The organism is Pseudomonas sp. McL0111 (genome assembly GCF_052567255.1).
Window position 1 is genome coordinate 2,145,228 of record NZ_CP199585.1, and the last position, 15,152, is coordinate 2,160,379.

The 15,152-nt window shown below is 59.4% G+C and carries 14 protein-coding genes and 1 tRNA gene; 2 read left to right on the forward strand and 13 right to left on the reverse strand.

Annotated features, from left to right (window positions below; all coding sequences use genetic code 11):
• Positions 1–147: 147 nt before the first annotated feature.
• Complete coding sequence (locus ACTWLJ_RS09690; protein ID WP_401216452.1) at positions 148–1,077, reverse strand: LysR family transcriptional regulator; 930 nt, start codon at positions 1,075–1,077, stop codon at positions 148–150.
• A gap of 169 nt (positions 1,078–1,246) precedes the next feature.
• Between ACTWLJ_RS09690 and ACTWLJ_RS09695 the strand changes: the two genes are divergently transcribed.
• Both ACTWLJ_RS09695 and ACTWLJ_RS09700 read left to right on the forward strand, forming a co-directional pair.
• Positions 1,247–2,530, forward strand: a complete 1,284-nt coding sequence (locus ACTWLJ_RS09695; RefSeq protein ID WP_445180687.1) for an aspartate aminotransferase family protein — start codon at positions 1,247–1,249, stop codon at positions 2,528–2,530.
• A 203-nt stretch (positions 2,531–2,733) separates the two neighbouring features.
• Positions 2,734–2,892 (forward strand): YqaE/Pmp3 family membrane protein, encoded by a 159-nt coding sequence (locus tag ACTWLJ_RS09700; protein ID WP_003228885.1) that lies wholly within the window; start codon positions 2,734–2,736, stop codon positions 2,890–2,892.
• A 151-nt stretch (positions 2,893–3,043) separates the two neighbouring features.
• Here ACTWLJ_RS09700 and ACTWLJ_RS09705 read toward each other — a convergent pair whose 3' ends face one another.
• The 12 genes from ACTWLJ_RS09705 to ACTWLJ_RS09760 form a co-directional block, all read right to left on the reverse strand.
• A complete protein-coding gene (locus ACTWLJ_RS09705) occupies positions 3,044–4,855 on the reverse strand; it encodes a prolyl oligopeptidase family serine peptidase (protein ID WP_445180688.1) in 1,812 nt (603 codons plus the stop codon).
• Entirely contained in the window at positions 4,821–5,957 is a 1,137-nt protein-coding gene (gene pqqE, locus ACTWLJ_RS09710; RefSeq protein WP_401216492.1) for a pyrroloquinoline quinone biosynthesis protein PqqE, read from the reverse strand. The genes ACTWLJ_RS09705 and pqqE overlap by 35 nt, the downstream gene beginning before the upstream one ends.
• 7 nt (positions 5,958–5,964) lie before the next feature.
• Entirely contained in the window at positions 5,965–6,240 is a 276-nt protein-coding gene (gene pqqD / locus ACTWLJ_RS09715; protein ID WP_401216449.1) for a pyrroloquinoline quinone biosynthesis peptide chaperone PqqD, read from the reverse strand.
• A complete protein-coding gene (gene pqqC / locus ACTWLJ_RS09720; RefSeq protein WP_445180689.1) occupies positions 6,237–6,989 on the reverse strand; it encodes a pyrroloquinoline-quinone synthase PqqC in 753 nt (250 codons plus the stop codon). The genes pqqD and pqqC overlap by 4 nt, the downstream gene beginning before the upstream one ends.
• 148 nt (positions 6,990–7,137) lie before the next feature.
• Complete coding sequence (gene pqqB / locus ACTWLJ_RS09725; protein ID WP_401216447.1) at positions 7,138–8,049, reverse strand: pyrroloquinoline quinone biosynthesis protein PqqB; 912 nt, start codon at positions 8,047–8,049, stop codon at positions 7,138–7,140.
• Between the two features lie 81 nt (positions 8,050–8,130).
• Positions 8,131–8,205 (reverse strand): pyrroloquinoline quinone precursor peptide PqqA, encoded by a 75-nt coding sequence (pqqA, locus tag ACTWLJ_RS09730; RefSeq protein WP_003444522.1) that lies wholly within the window; start codon positions 8,203–8,205, stop codon positions 8,131–8,133.
• A gap of 156 nt (positions 8,206–8,361) precedes the next feature.
• Complete coding sequence (pqqF, locus tag ACTWLJ_RS09735) at positions 8,362–10,788, reverse strand: pyrroloquinoline quinone biosynthesis protein PqqF (RefSeq protein ID WP_445180690.1); 2,427 nt, start codon at positions 10,786–10,788, stop codon at positions 8,362–8,364.
• 38 nt (positions 10,789–10,826) lie between these two features.
• Complete coding sequence (locus ACTWLJ_RS09740; RefSeq protein ID WP_445180691.1) at positions 10,827–11,621, reverse strand: carbon-nitrogen hydrolase family protein; 795 nt, start codon at positions 11,619–11,621, stop codon at positions 10,827–10,829.
• 12 nt (positions 11,622–11,633) lie between these two features.
• Positions 11,634–13,316 carry a flavin monoamine oxidase family protein gene (locus tag ACTWLJ_RS09745; protein WP_445180692.1) on the reverse strand — a complete coding sequence of 561 codons (1,683 nt, stop codon included), beginning with the start codon at positions 13,314–13,316 and terminating at the stop codon, positions 11,634–11,636.
• 223 nt (positions 13,317–13,539) lie between these two features.
• On the reverse strand, positions 13,540–14,001 hold the full coding sequence (locus tag ACTWLJ_RS09750) for an Lrp/AsnC family transcriptional regulator (RefSeq protein WP_445180693.1): 462 nt from the start codon (positions 13,999–14,001) through the stop codon (positions 13,540–13,542).
• Between the two features lie 317 nt (positions 14,002–14,318).
• The gene (locus ACTWLJ_RS09755) at positions 14,319–14,867 is read right to left on the reverse strand and encodes a PBECR2 nuclease fold domain-containing protein (RefSeq protein WP_445180694.1); all 549 of its coding nucleotides are present in this window, start codon (positions 14,865–14,867) and stop codon (positions 14,319–14,321) included.
• Positions 14,868–15,068: 201 nt separating this feature from the next.
• Positions 15,069–15,145, reverse strand: a tRNA-Ile gene (locus ACTWLJ_RS09760).
• Positions 15,146–15,152: the final 7 nt, after the last annotated feature.

Here is a 15,152-nt window from a genome sequence, read left to right on the forward strand (position 1 = left end):
ACATTTCATGGACGTCGAGCAGGAAGCTCAAAGCAACAACACGGACACGTAGGATTCTGCCAGGGTGGCGGAGTGAAATGGATGTCAGGGAAACAGTCTGCAAAGCCCCGCTTCGGCGGGGTTTTCTTTTGCCTGAAGAAAAGTGCCTCAGCTCAGATCATCCAGTGATGGCGTGCCTTTCAGCGGTTTCCCTTCGCGCTGCATCACTTCCTCCAGCAACGTTCGCAACAGCGCCAAAGAGGCTTGTTGGCGTTGCACATCGCGACATACCAGCCCGACTTTCAGCGGCACCCGTGGTTCGCTCAGCGGTTTCCACAGCAGATCCTGATCGCCATATTCCTTTTGCGAACGCCCCGGCAGCACTGTCGCCAGACGGGTATGCGGCAAACTGTCGAGAATCCCCACCATATTGTTCAGCTCTGCCTGCACCTGCGGACGACGCCCGAGGCTGGCCAGTTGCGCCTGCCAGATCTGACGAATCTGAAACTCTTCGCCCAGCAGCAACATCGGCAGCTCGGCGGCCTGCTTCATCGAGACCTTCTTGAATTCGCGCAGAGGATGATCCGCCGGGATCACCAGCGTCAGTTCATCTTCGTAGAGCATCACGCCATGCAGACCGGGCTGACGCGGTGGCAGATAACTGATGCCGATGTCCAGCGAACCGTTGAGCAGGCGCCTTTCGATTTCCAGTCCGGTCAGTTCGTAGATCTGCACCACCAGATGCGGCTGGGCCTTGCGCACCCGCTCAAGCATTTGCGGCACCAGACTGGTGTGCACGGTTTGCAGCACGCCGATTGCCAGAGTGCGCAGCGCCTGACCCTTGAAGTTGCCCAGCGCTTCCCGCGCCCGTTGCAATCCATCCAGCAACGGCAGGGCATGGTTGTACAACGTGTGGGCGGCGAGGGTCGGCAGCAGGCGTTTGCTGCTGCGTTCGAACAGGCTGACATCGAGGTTCTGTTCGAGCTGGCGGATCTGCTGCGACAAGGCTGGCTGGGAGATCGACAGGCGCTCGGCGGCACGGCCGACATGACCTTCTTCGTAGACCGCGACGAAATAACGCAGTTGTTTGAAATCCATAAGTAATGCTTATCGAAAATGCTGGGAAATCGAAATGGCTCGGCGCCGTGAGTCGGCCTAGTCTAACCGCATTAACGGGGCTTACAGGGCCATAAAGCGCGATGAATAGCGTGAGTGTCAAAAGCGTTTACATAGGCAGTTCAAAAAACCTCAAAGGAGGTTTTTTTCAATGAATCTGTTCAGTTTGCGGCGTCAGGCGCCAAGCCTGGATGATCTGGCTCACGAGGCTGGCGAAACCGAGGCTGGTGATAGCCTGAATGCCGAGCGTTTGATGCCCAGCGTCGCGCGGCCGCTGCAGGTCTTCGTCCGGGGCCAGGGTTCTTGGTTGTGGGACAGCAATGACCGCGCTTACCTCGACTTCTCCCAGGCTGGCGGCGCCAATAGCCTCGGCCACAGCCCGTCGACGCTGGTCAAAGCCATCGCCAGTCAGGCGCAGTCGCTGATCAATCCCGGCTTCAATCTGCACAATCGCGGCATGCTCAGCCTCGCCGAACGGCTGTGTGCCAGCACTTCGAGCGATCAGGCCTACCTGCTCAACAGCGGCAGCGAGGCTTGTGAAGCGGCGATCAAACTGGCGCGCAAATGGGGGCAACTGTATCGCGGCGGTGCGTCTCGCATCATCGTTGCGAAACAAGGTTGTCACGGCCGTAGTCTGGCGACGATGTCGGCGTCGGACAGTTGCAATCTGCATAACCGTTTCGCACCGCTGCTGCCGGGCTTCGATCTGGTGCCGTTCAACGACCTGCCGGCGCTGCACGCCGCAGTCGATGCGCAAACGGTGGCGATCATGCTCGAACCGATCCAGAGCGATGCCGGGGTGATTCCCGCCACCGAGCATTACCTCAAAGGCGTCGAGCGTCTGTGCCGCGAACTGGGGATTCTGTTGATCCTCGACGAAGTGCAGACCGGTATCGGCCGCTGCGGCACCTTGCTCGCCGAACAGTCCTACGGCGTTCGTGCGGACATCGTCGTCCTCGGCAAAGGCCTTGGCGGAGGCGTGCCATTGGCGGCGCTGCTGGCGCGGGGCAAGGCCTGCTGTTTCGAACCCGGCGAACTGGGCGGCACCCACCATGGCAATGCCTTGATGACCGCTGCCGGCCTGGTTGTGCTCGACAGCGTGCAGGATCGCGCTTTCCTTGAGCAGGTCAACGACAACGGCCAACACCTGCGCGAAGGGCTCGCCCGTCTGGCGCATCGTTACGGCCAGGGTGAGTTGCGCGGACAGGGTCTGTTTTGGGGACTGAGCCTGTCAGATGATTCGGCAGAAGCCGTAGTCAGTGCCGCACTGCACGAAGGACTGCTGCTCAACGCCCCGCAAACCAACTGCCTGCGCTTCACCCCGGCGCTGACCGTCAGCAAAACCAACATCGACGAAATGCTCCTGCGCCTGGCCCGGGCCTTCTCCCGCGTACGCACCGCGCAACTGCAATGCCGCAAAGGGATTGCCGTCTGATCCGAACCGTACTGCCCGAATTCAAGAACCGTCTCGCGGTATAACGCACGCCTCACGCCTGATTCTTTTGGCGTGGGGCGTTTTTTTGTGTGGAGTAATGGCGAACAAATGGCCGGAGTCGGTGTTTGCACTGAACCCTGACGAACGGCGCGGGTCGATTAGCTTGTATGGCTCATTTGGGCCAACCCCTCAGGAGCACGCTCATGGACTTTATCCGCATCATCATCGCCATTCTGTTGCCACCGCTGGGTGTATTTCTGCAAGTCGGCTTCGGCGGGGCGTTCTGGCTGAATATTCTGCTGACGTTGTGCGGCTACATTCCCGGGATCGTGCATGCGGTGTACATCATCGCCAAGCGCTAAATACGGCGGCGTCTGATAGATCGCTTTTCGTGGGCAAGCCCGCTCCCACAGGTTCTATGGCGTACACAGAATTCGTGAACGACCGAGATGCTTGTGGGAGCGGGCTTGCCCGCGATTGTGGCGCCACGGTTCTGAAGGATGGACGTGGTTTTCAGTCCACCATCCCCATCACCCGCCGATAAAACTTCCACTCTTGCTCCAGCGCATGCGCCTGATTAACTGCCCGGCGAAAACCGTGGCGTTCATCGGCGTAGTAGTGCGCCTCCACCGGAATACCGTTGTACTCCAGCGCTGCGACCATGTCGCGGGTCTGTTGCGGCACGACTACCGCGTCCAGCTCACCTTGAAAGAAGATCACCGGAACGCGGATATTGCTGGCGTGTAGCAGCGGCGTGCGAGCGGCGTAGCGTTCTGCGTCTTCCAGCGGATCACCGATCAGCCAGTCGAGGTAATCGCCTTCGAACTTGTGCGTAGCCTTGCCCAGTGCGACCGGATCGCTGACCCCGTAGAGACTGGCACCGGCGCGGAATACTTGTTCAAACGCCAAGGCGCACAACACCGTATAGCCGCCAGCGCTGCCGCCACGGATAAAGGCGCGGTCGCCGTCGATCATGCCGCGCTCAGCCAGATAGGCCACCACCGCGCACGAGTCCTCGACATCCACTTCGCCCCAGCTCAGGTGCAGGGCCTGTCGGTACTCGCGGCCATAACCGCTGCTGCCGCGATAGTTGAGATCGGCGACAGCGAAGCCGCGCTGGGTCCAGTACTGAATGCGTGGATCAAGTATCGGATAGCAAGCCGAAGTCGGACCACCGTGAATAAACACCACCAGCGGCGGTCGGTTTTCGCCGCTCATGGCCGGATAAAAGAAACCGTGTGCTTCGCCAGTGCCGCTCGGATAACACAAGGTTTGCGGACGGCTGATGCGCTCTGCAGGCAACGGTGCCACGCCACCGGCCAATACCGTTACTTCACCAGACGCGCGATCAATGGCGATCACCGCCGAAGGGCTGATCGGCGAGGCCGCGATGCAATAGATAAACTGCTGATCCAGCGCCAGATGCCGGAAGCGACTGTAGGCGCCGGTGAAGTCTTCGCCACACAGGTCAAGACGACCGAAACCGCCCTCACTCCAGGTCGAAAGATGCCCGTCACCAATCGGCAGCCAAGTGCAGCCGCCCAGTTGCCACGGAGCCGGAGCGTGATCGGCCGCAGCAGCGGGCAGCGCGTTTAAGCCGTTCGATGACTCGGCCCACGGTTGCCAGAACCCGCCACGATCAGTCAGGCAATACAATCGACCGGCAGCATCGAATCGCGGTTGCTGGATCGACTCTTCGACCCCATCGCCCGCCACGCAACGCGGTGCCGAGAAAGCACCTTCGGCGGAACGCTCGGCCACCATCAATCGCGTAGAAGTCCACGGCTGATGCGGACGACTCCACTCGATCCAAGCCAGACGCTGGCCATCCAGACTGATGATCGGCGCAGCATAAAAGTCCGCCCCTTGCGCCAGCAAATGCCGCGCGCCGTCCGCCAGATCAATCGCTACCAAGCGATGCTGATCCTGGTTTTCTTCGACCGCCAGCACCTGATTCGTCGCAAAGTGCAGATCACCGTAACGACACTCACCTGAGGTCAGCGGTTGAGGCTCACCGCCGAGTGTCTGCCGGTACAGTTGCTGATCCGCCTCGTTGACGAACACGATCCCGTCAGGCGTCAGACAAAACGCTCCACCGCCATATTCGTACACCCGGCTACGCACGCTGAAACCCGCAGGCGTCAGACACGTCGCCACACCATCGCGCCAGTGCCAGATACGGCACGCAGCGTCCGCCGGGCGGTATTCATTCCAGAACAAACCGTTGGCACCGAGTTGCAGTTCGGCGAAATCCACACCGGCGGTGACGGCTTGAGTGGCGCTGAAAGGTTCAGCCTTTGGCGATGAGGCGCGAGTTTCGTTCATTACGGAAGGCCAGTTGTTCGATGGTCTGGGTGGCGTGCTCAGCTTCCTCGCGGGCCTTGAGAATCACACCGTGCTGTTCGGACTTGCTGCACACCGGGTCGGCGTTACTCGCGTCACCGGTCAGCATGAAAGCCTGGCAGCGGCAGCCACCGAAGTCCTTTTCTTTCTCGTCGCAGGAGCGGCACGGCTCTGGCATCCAGTCGTAACCGCGAAAGCGATTGAAACCGAACGAGTCGTACCAGATGTGCTGCATGCTGTGATCGCGCACATTGGGAAATTGCACCGGCAACTGCCGGGCGCCATGACAGGGCAGGGCGGTGCCGTCCGGCGTCACGGTCAAAAAGATACTGCCCCAGCCGTTCATGCAGGCTTTCGGGCGTTCTTCGTAGTAGTCCGGGGTGACGAAAATCAGCTTGCACGGATGCCCTTCGGCTTCGAGTTTGGCGCGGTATTCGTTGGTGATGCGCTCGGCACGCACCAGTTGTTCTTTGGTCGGCAGCAGGCCGACGCGGTTGAGCTGCGCCCAGCCGTAGAACTGGCAAGTGGCGAGTTCGACGAAGTCCGCTTCGAGGGCGATGCACAGCTCGATGATGCGGTCGATCTTGTCGATGTTGTGCCGATGGGTGACGAAGTTCAGCACCATCGGGTAGCCGTGAGCCTTCACCGCGCGGGCCATTTCCAGCTTCTGCGCGAATGCCTTCTTCGAGCCGGCGAGCAGGTTGTTCACTTGCTCGTCACTGGCTTGAAAACTGATCTGGATGTGATCGAGCCCGGCCTTCTTGAAGTCGCTGATTTTCTGCTCGGTCAGACCGATGCCGGAGGTGATCAGGTTGGTGTAGAAACCCAACTGCCGCGCCTCATGAATCAGCTCGGCCAGATCCTGACGCACCAGCGGCTCACCACCGGAGAAGCCCAATTGCGCCGCGCCCATTTCCCGCGCTTCGCGGAACACCTTGATCCACTGCTCAGTGCTCAGCTCTTTGCCCTGCTCGGCGAAATCCAGCGGATTGGAGCAGTACGGGCATTGCAGCGGGCAGCGATAAGTCAGCTCGGCGAGCAGCCACAGCGGCAGGCCGATTTCCGGTTTTGGCGGTACTTGCACCGATGACTCAGGCAAGTTCGATCCAGTGCTGCGCACGGGCAACCTCCATGAATTGCTCGATGTCTTCACCGAGTTCAGGCACGCCGGGGAATTGTTCATCGAGTTTGGCGATGATCGCTGCGACATCCCGTTCGCCATCGATCAAGCCGCCGATCAACGCGGCGGTTTCGTTGAGTTTGATCATGCCTTCCGGGTACAGCAGCACATGGCCTTTCTGCGCCGGTTCGTACTGAAAGCGATAGCCGGGACGCCAGGTCGGAGTCTTGCTGCGGTCGAAACTCATAAGGTGATTCCTTTATGCCAGACCCGTTCTGCTGTGACGCTATGATACGGCGGACGGTTCAGTTCGTAGGCCATGCTCATGGCATCGAGCATGCTCCAAAGGATGTCCAGTTTGAACTGGAGAATTTCCAGCATGCGCTCCTGGCCCTCGCGAGTTTTGTAGTGCTCAAGCGTGATCGCCAGACCATGCTCGACATCGCGCCGCGCCTGGCCGAGGCGGGTGCGGAAATACTCGTAGCCGGCCGGGTCGATCCACGGGTAATGCTGCGGCCAACTGTCGAGGCGCGACTGGTGAATCTGCGGCGCGAACAACTCGGTCAGTGAGCTGCTGGCGGCTTCCTGCCAACTGGCGCGACGGGCGAAGTTGACGTAGGCATCGACCGCAAAACGTACGCCAGGCAATACCAGTTCCTGTGAGCGCAGTTGATCCGGGTCGAGGCCGACCGCCTGACCGAGGCGCAACCAGGCCTCGATGCCGCCGTCTTCACCGGGGGCGCCGTCGTGGTCGAGCAGGCGCTGAATCCATTCGCGACGGATTTCACGGTCCGGGCAATTGGCGAGGATCGCCGCGTCTTTCAGGGGAATGTTCACCTGATAGTAGAAGCGGTTGGCGACCCAGCCCTGAATCTGCTCGCGGCTGGCGCGGCCTTCATACATCGCCACATGGTAGGGGTGATGGATGTGGTAGAAGGCGCCTTTGGCGCGTAGCGCGGTTTCGAATTCGGTGGGGGACATTGGCGTGTCGGTCATGTCTGTTCTCCGGGAACAACCGTTGGATTCTGTGGTGTCTGCTCAGGCCTCATCGCCAGCAGGCTGGCTCCCACAGGGGTTTGTGCACACCAAAACCCAATGTGGGAGCCAGCCTGCTGGCGATAGGCCGCGCCGCGGTCTCAACTGCTTACAGCACAATACTCATGCCATCAAACGCCACTTCAACATTGCGCCGCGCCAGTTCCGCGCGCTGCGGCGAATCCTCATCGAGAATCGGGTTGGTGTTGTTGATGTGGATAAGCACTTTGCGCTGTTCAGGCAATTGCTCCAGCACTTCAAGCATGCCGCCGGGGCCGTTCTGCGCCAGATGGCCCATCTCGCGACCGGTGCGGGTGCCGACGCCGCGACGCTGCATCTCATCGTCATCCCACATCGTGCCGTCCACCAGCAGGCAGTCGCTGCCAGCCATGATTTCCAGCAGCGGCGCGTCAACCTTGCCCAGCCCTGGTGCATAGAACAGCTTGCCACCGGTTTTCAGGTCTTCGACGATCAGGCCGATGTTGTCGCCCGGATGCGGATCGAACCGGTGCGGCGAGTACGGCGGCGCCGCGCTGCGCAGAGGCAGCGGGGTGAAGCGCAGGTTCGGGCACGCGGCCACGGTGAAACTCTGGTCGAGTTCGATGCGATTCCAGTTCAACCCGCCATTCCAGTGAGTGAGCATGGTGAACAGCGGAAAACCGCTGCTCAGGTCTTCATGGACCATGTCGGTGCACCAGACCTGATGCGGGCAACCTTCGCGCAGGCTGAGCAGGCCGGTGGTGTGGTCGATCTGGCTGTCCATCAGGATGATCGCGCTGATCCCGGTATCACGCAGAGCGCGGCCCGGTTGCATCGGGGCGAAGCTCTGTAACTGGGCGCGGATATCCGGCGAGGCATTGCACAGCACCCAGTTCACGCCATCGTCAGAAATCGCGATAGACGATTGGGTGCGGGCGTGGGCATTCAGGCTGCCATCACGAAAACCTGCGCAATTGACGCAGTTGCAATTCCACTGCGGAAAACCGCCACCGGCGGCCGAACCCAGAATCTGGACGAACATGAACGCTCCATCATTTCAACGCTGAAAATAAAACGCCCCGGCGAGCCGAGGCGTTGCACTGCAATGTTCCAGAAGCAGAACTCAGCGGCTGGCGAAGTACATGGTGACTTCGAAGCCGATACGCAGGTCGGTGTAAGCAGGTTTAGTCCAAGCCATGGGGTGTCTCCTTCAGGTGGGTGAGATAGCGCTATCCATAGGTATAGTCCACGGCAGCGCTGGGATGTTCCAAATAGTTAGGCTGCTATGTTACTCAAAATTTCAACGGGATTGCCCGTGAATCTTTGAGAAAGCTCCTTGCAGCCCCGGTAATGATCATTTTGCCGCTTGCCACGGCGCACCCGGCGCCGCGCAACTGGCGAGACAGCGCCAGCCGGCCTCGGCGTTGTTCAACCCTTGAGCAGCGGCAAGCAACGTCGGGCGATCCAGTTGACCGATGGCCGCGACCAGTTGTGCCAGATAATCCGACGAATGGCCGGCCAGCTTGCCCTGCCACAGGAGATCGGCGGCTTCTTTGCTGGATAGGGTCTCAATGCTGAACTGGTCAGCCAGTGACTGACGCTGCTGGTTGAAGTTGGCGTCATCAAGCTGTTCGATCAGCATCGGAATGCCATTGAGGAACTGCTGAATGTGTTCGAGCAGTTGCGCAGGGGCGACGTTGGGTGATTGCACACCGAACAGCAACCCGGTCTGACCGTGGATTTGCCGCAAGGCACTGAACACCGCATATCCCAACTGCAACTCGACCCGCAGGCGCTGATAGAACGGCGTCTGGGACAAGTGCGCTAGCAAGCGCCATGCAGCTTCATTTGCTATCTCGCCGCTGGCGGTCGGGCAGAACAGCAACAGTGCATGCTCACCGGATTGGGTGTCGATGTGGTTCCACATATGTTTGGCGTTGTTCGCCACAGGTGCAAACAGTTGATTGTCCGGTACGCCCGGGATGCGGCTCAAAGCCAGGCCCATGGCGGATTGGGTCTGCGGGTTGAGGCCCAGCGCCAGTCCGTCCCAGCGCGCAGTTGTCCACAGGTGTTTGACGTCGTCGGACTGCGCGACCGCTGGCAGGCAAGATTCGGGTAAAACCTTGAGCAGTTGCCGGATCGCAATCAACGGCGATTGCGGCTCGCCCTTGGGCGAGTCGGCGTCAACCTGCGTCAGATATTTCAGCGCGTGTTCAAGGACTTCGGGCATTGGTTCTTGCAGCCCCGTCAGTTTCAGCAACCACTGATTACCCGTCGTGGTCAGGGACACGTCGACCCCGGCCTGAAGCGCGTCGTCCCGCGTTTCCCGAAGACTGCGTTGCAACTTCGCTTGCAGGTCAGCAGTCGCCGCCGCGTCCAGTTGCCAGCGCAGATAAATCGCACCGTGATCAGTATTGTCCGGCAGCGCCAAGCTGAATTGCATAGACGACCGCTCGCGACGACCGCGGGAACGATCCTGCGCAAATGTGCGCAGGCCACGGTGAGCGCTGGTCTGGCCGCGAATCAACCCGGCGTTGGCCAAAGGTTCGGCAGCGCGCAGGAAAGGGTTGGCGGCAGGCAGGTGCCAGTGGCTGCTGAAGTTATCCACAGCGCCGATTTCGCCAAGGATGTGCTTGAGCGCAGCAACCGCGGAATCCGACAAACCGCTGTCGAGTTGTTCGCTGTCGCTGCGTGCCAATTGCAGCGCACCGCTGATTTTCTGTTGTCGCTCAAGCAGGACGGCGTACTGCTCACGCAACGACACCCAATCCTGTTGCGCAGCGAAAAAGCCCAGCCAATCCTGCAGTTGTTCACCGATGGCCGGCGCTGATTCCGCAGGCGCAACAAACTCCAGGTGCAACAAGGCTTGCCCGGCAAAGCGGTACAACGGCGTGGCAGTCAGGCTATCGGCGAGGCCTTGTTGTTGCAAGTGCGCGAGCAGACCGCCCGGTTTGCTGCTGTTCAACCAGTGGCAGAGAAACCCCAGCGCTTCGGCGGAAGACTCGGGCAATGCCTCGAATGCAAAGAGCAAATTGAGGCGTCGATCCGCGACCTGTTGATAACTTTTTGCCGCTGCGTCGATCAATGGCAACGGCGCGACTTGCGCAACGTTATCCCCAACCGGCAACGCCGCCGCAAACTGTTCCGCCAATGCGCGCAACTCTTCCAGATTCTGGGGGCCGACCAGACTCAGGGTCATCTGTCCTGTGCAGTAAAACTGCTGATGGAAGTCCTTCAGTGCCTGCTGAAACGCCGCTTGTTCCACTGGCAGGCTATCTCGGTTACCCGCATGGAATCCGCGCAACGGATGCTCCGCCGACAAGCCTTCGTACAACGCGAGTTCCTGCTGAGCCGCTGGATCTTGCGACCACGCGACAAATTCCGCATCCAACACTTCGCGTTCCCGCAACTGATCGTCCTGATTCATACGCGGGTGGGCGAGCATGTCTGACAGACGCTCAAGCCCTTCATTGAAGGATCGAGGCGGCAGCTCGAAGAAGAAGTCGGTAGTGCGCTCACGGGTGCTGGCATTTACCTGTCCGCCGTGACTCTGCACGTAGGACATCAGCGCCTGGTTTGCAGGAAAACGCTCGGCGCCGAGAAACAGCAGATGCTCAAGGAAATGCGCCAGCCCCGGCCATGCCAAAGGTACGTCGTGGCTACCGGCGGCAACCCGCAACGCCGCGGCACTGCGCGTCAGACCGGGCACGTGACGCAGGGTCACGCGCAAGCCGTTGGCCAGGGTTTCAGTGTGGGGGCGGGGGTGAGTCGGCGCAGGCATGGGCACTTCCAGAACAGTGAAGTGCCAATGCTAGCGGATTAGCGCTTGTTCAGCGCGTCGTAAAGCTCTGGGCGACGGTCATTGAGGTAGCGATTGGCGGCGCGGGAGTCGGCCATCAATTGGCGATCCAGCTCTCCGACGATCAAGGCTTCATCGAGTCCGGCCTGAGCGATGCGCTCACCATTGGGGGCGGCGATGCTACTTTGGCCGCAATAGTGGATATCACCCTCGTGGCCGCAATAGTTGGCGTAGGCCACATAACACTGGTTTTCGAAGGCCCGCGAGCGTACGGAAACGTCCGCGATGAAGTCGAAAGGAATCATGTTCGCCGTCGGCACCAGAATCAGCTCGGCGCCATCGAGGGCCAGACGCCGGGCGTTTTCCGGAAACTCCAGGTCGTAGCAGATCAGGAAGCCGAGCTTCCAGCCGTTGAGTTCTACTACCGGAAACTCACCCTCACCGGGGCTGAACATCGAGCGATCAAGATCGCCGAACAGATGCGTCTTGCGGTAATTGCACAGGCGCTCACCGTGGGCGTCGATCAACTGCACGGCGTTGTAGATCTGTCCGTCAGCGGTGCGTTCGGGGTAACCGTAGAGGATCGCCAGACCGGCAGCCTTGGCGATCCGGCCGATCTGCTGCGCCCATTCCCCGTTGTAGACCTCGGCCAACGTGCTCACCGCTTCGGCACCGATGTTGTAGCCGGTCATGTACATCTCCGGCAGTACCAGCAGGTCGGCGCCTTGAGCCTCCATCGCCAGTTGATGCAGGCGCTGGAGATTGGCGGCCGGGTCCAGCGGCATTGGCGGACATTGGTAAAGGGCTACACGCATCAGGGATTCCTCTTACTCGGGCAGGGCGATAGGGCCAATCTCTTTGAACACATCACCCGGGCCCGGGTTCTCTTTATGTGTGACGCCGCCGAAATGTTTCATGATCCCCCACACCGCATTGAGCGAAGTCTGCACCGCACCTTCGACCCATGCCGGGGTCCACGAGACGTCGTCGCCAGCGATGAAAATCCCGCGCTGCTCGGTCGGCATGTCGTCCTGCATGAAGTGCGCGTACATGCGCTGGTTGTAGCGATAGTGTCCGGGCAGGGCGCCTTTGAATGCGCCGAGGAAATGCGGATCGGCTTCCCATGACACGGTGATCGGATCGCCGATGATGCGTGCGGCGATATCGACTTTCGGGTAGATCTTTTTCAGCGAGTCGAGTGCCAGTTTCACGCGTTTTTCCACCGGGTGTGGAAGCATTTTCAACGCGTCGCTCATCCACGAGTACGACAGGCAGATCACCCCCGGCTTGTCGTCGCCGTTGTCGAACAGGTAGGTGCCACGTGTCAGGCGATCGGTAAGGGTCATGCTCATCAGGTCGCGACCGGTTTCCGGGTCCTTGTCCTTCCAGAATGGCCGGTCGACCATCACAAAAGTCTTCGACGATTGCATGTAGCGCGTGCGGTCGAGGGCCATCCACATCTTCTGCGAGAACAGCGTTTCGTCGCACTCGATCTGGGTGGTCAGCAGCCAGCTCTGGCAAGTGGTCAGCACCGCTGCGTATTCACGGGTGTCGCCGTTGTTGTCGGTGACGGCAAAACGGCCGTCCGGTGCGTGGGCGATTTTCTTCACGCCGGAACGTGGCGCGCCACGGTGCAACGATTTCAGGCTGGTGCCTTCAGGCCAGTGCACGCAGCGTTCCGGCACATGGCGCCAGATGCCTTGCGGGACCTGCTCAACGCCGCCGACCACCAAGTGCTGGTGATCGTCGCAGTTGGTCATCACCACGCGGAAGATTTCCAGCATCGAGTTAGGGAAGTCCGAGTCCCAGCCGCCCGTACCGAAACCGACCTGACCGAACACTTCGCGATGATGGAACGACAGCTTGGCGAACGCTTTGGAGGTGGCAACGAAATCGTAAAACGTGCGGTCGTCCCACAGCGGCACCAAGGTGTTCCATAGCTCCTTGAGGCGCGGAACATCTCGCTCGCGAATTGCCTGCTGGATATCGGAAAACTGTGACCCCGCCTCCAAAGCATCCGCCCAGGCGTCAGCCACTTCCTGGAACAGTGCAGGAAGATCCGCCAGTTTCTGTGCGTAATGGGTTTTGCCTTCGAGGTCGATCACCGTGCTGCCAGAGGCTGGCGTCAGCGGGTTCGGGAAAGGCTTGGTCTCAAGGCCGAGTTTGTCGACGTAGTGATAGAACGCTGTGGAAGACACCGGGAAACGCATGCCGCCGAGTTCCGCGACAATGCCATCGGTGCCGTTGAACGCCTGCGAGCGCAAACGGCCGCCCATCTTCGACGCCTCGTAAACCACTGGTTTCAGACCGAGTTTCATCAGCTCGTAAGCCGCCACCAGACCGGCGATGCCCGCGCCGACAATCGCCACTTCAGCGCCATGGTTGTGCTCGGGAATGCTACCGAGGCCAGCCGGGTGTTCGATCCAGTCGTCGAAGGCGAAAGGAAAGTCCGGGCCGAAAATGGTGATTGGCTTTTTACCGTCTGCAGGATGGCGATTGTTGTTGTTCATGGCTGACCTTGCTGGCGACTCGACGCAGGATGCGCGTCTGAGTATAGGAAAAGATGCCAGCCATTCTAGGGAGCGCAGAACACGTTAATAAGACGCAAAGTGTCGTCGATTCGCCATTTTAACGATCAATATGACGACAGTGGGCTACACAAAGATCACTGTGGGAGCGGGCTTGCCCGCGAAGAGGCCCTTAAATTCCCCCGAGAAGCCACGGCGGAAAAAATCAGACCGGCTGCCCCCGATCAATCTTGCTACTCAAAATAATCGAAGTCGTAGTCTTCTCCACCCCATCCACGCTACCAATCTGATCCAGCAACTGATCAAGCTGCTCCGGCGAATCCGTACGCAACCACGCCACATAATCAAACTCGCCACTCACCGCACACAACTGCTGCACCTGCGCCATCGCACTCAACCGGCGCAACACCTCTTTGCCAGAGCGCGGCTGCACCTTGATCCCGACATACGCCTGCAACCCGCCATCGATCACCCGCTGACCAAGGCGCACGCCATAACCAGTGATCACTTTGGCCTTTTCCAGCCGCGCCAAACGAGAGGTCACCGTGGTGCGCGCGATGTCCAACTGCCGGGCAAGCATCGCCACGCTCTCGCGGGCATTGATTTGCAGAGCAGCGATCAACTGACGGTCGATTTCATCAAGCACGGGCGGGCGAATGTCTGGCAAGGGGGACGGCTCCATTGGGCGCGGATCTTTGGGCGAGCATGTTACAGGCTCAACTGGCGAGGCGCTTGTGAGCAATAATCCAAGGGTGCATCCAAGTGTTGACCATGTTTTTTTTGTTGAAACAAAAGACCTGACAATTGATTTGACTTGCCAGCCCTCTTTGTCAAGAATGCCAACAAGAGCGCGAAATCTGCTGCCTTGCAGGGCATTAGCAGACGTAGGTACCTCAGCGATGCTGCAACATCGGTGTAAGGTGAGACCTCTTCATCCCATTTCCTGAGGATGCAAATATCAGGATTCAAATATCAAGGGCAGCCTCATGGCTGCCCTTTTTCTTTGTCCTGAAGAAAGTATCGTTTGTACAGGAGCTCGCCTAGACGGTGTTTGTTCATCGCTCTTGCGGGGGCATGCATGAAGTTCCAGAGGACGTGCCCATTGCGCACGTCAACCACGACAAGCATGTCATTTTTTGCCTCGTAGGCGTTGATGAATGCCATCCGGTATCCGCCATTGTCATAGAGCACTCGCCATATTTCGAAAGGCCCTGTCAGCGTATCGATGGCATGCCGAACGTAGCGCTCTCGAGAGTCTGGGCGTTTCTCGACGATATGCGCCAGCTTGTCTCTCATAATCGCAACGTTCCCAATGGGCGTAAGGATTGTGACGGCCAGCAATGCGTCGTCGATGAATCCAAAGTGAGCCAAGAGAATCTTCAGGGCGCCCTTTGCGTCGTCTGCCCTTTTTACTTCTTCAATCGCAGTTGATCGCAGTTCTCTCGGAAGCGTTCGCAGGTCGGGTAAAGCAAGATCGATCCATGTGTGTTGATCGGCTGCTTCCTTTATCAGTGGGGCAGCATTTACTAGCATCAAAACAATCCTGGACGGGCGGTGGCGTCCGGAGATTACGTGCTCGGAGAAAAGGTCAACAGGGCTGGAAGTGGGGTAAAGAATGGATTCAGAAGGTTCCTACAGACCTTGCGGCCGTCTTCCGAACATTGCATTCGTCGAGACCTGAGTCCGCGATCGATCACCCAAGAAAAAGCCGCGCATTTTGCGCGGCTTTCAATTTGGTGGGCCCACACGGACTTGAACCGTGGACCAAAGGATTATGAGTCCTCTGCTCTAACCAACTGAGCTATAGGCCCTCAGTAG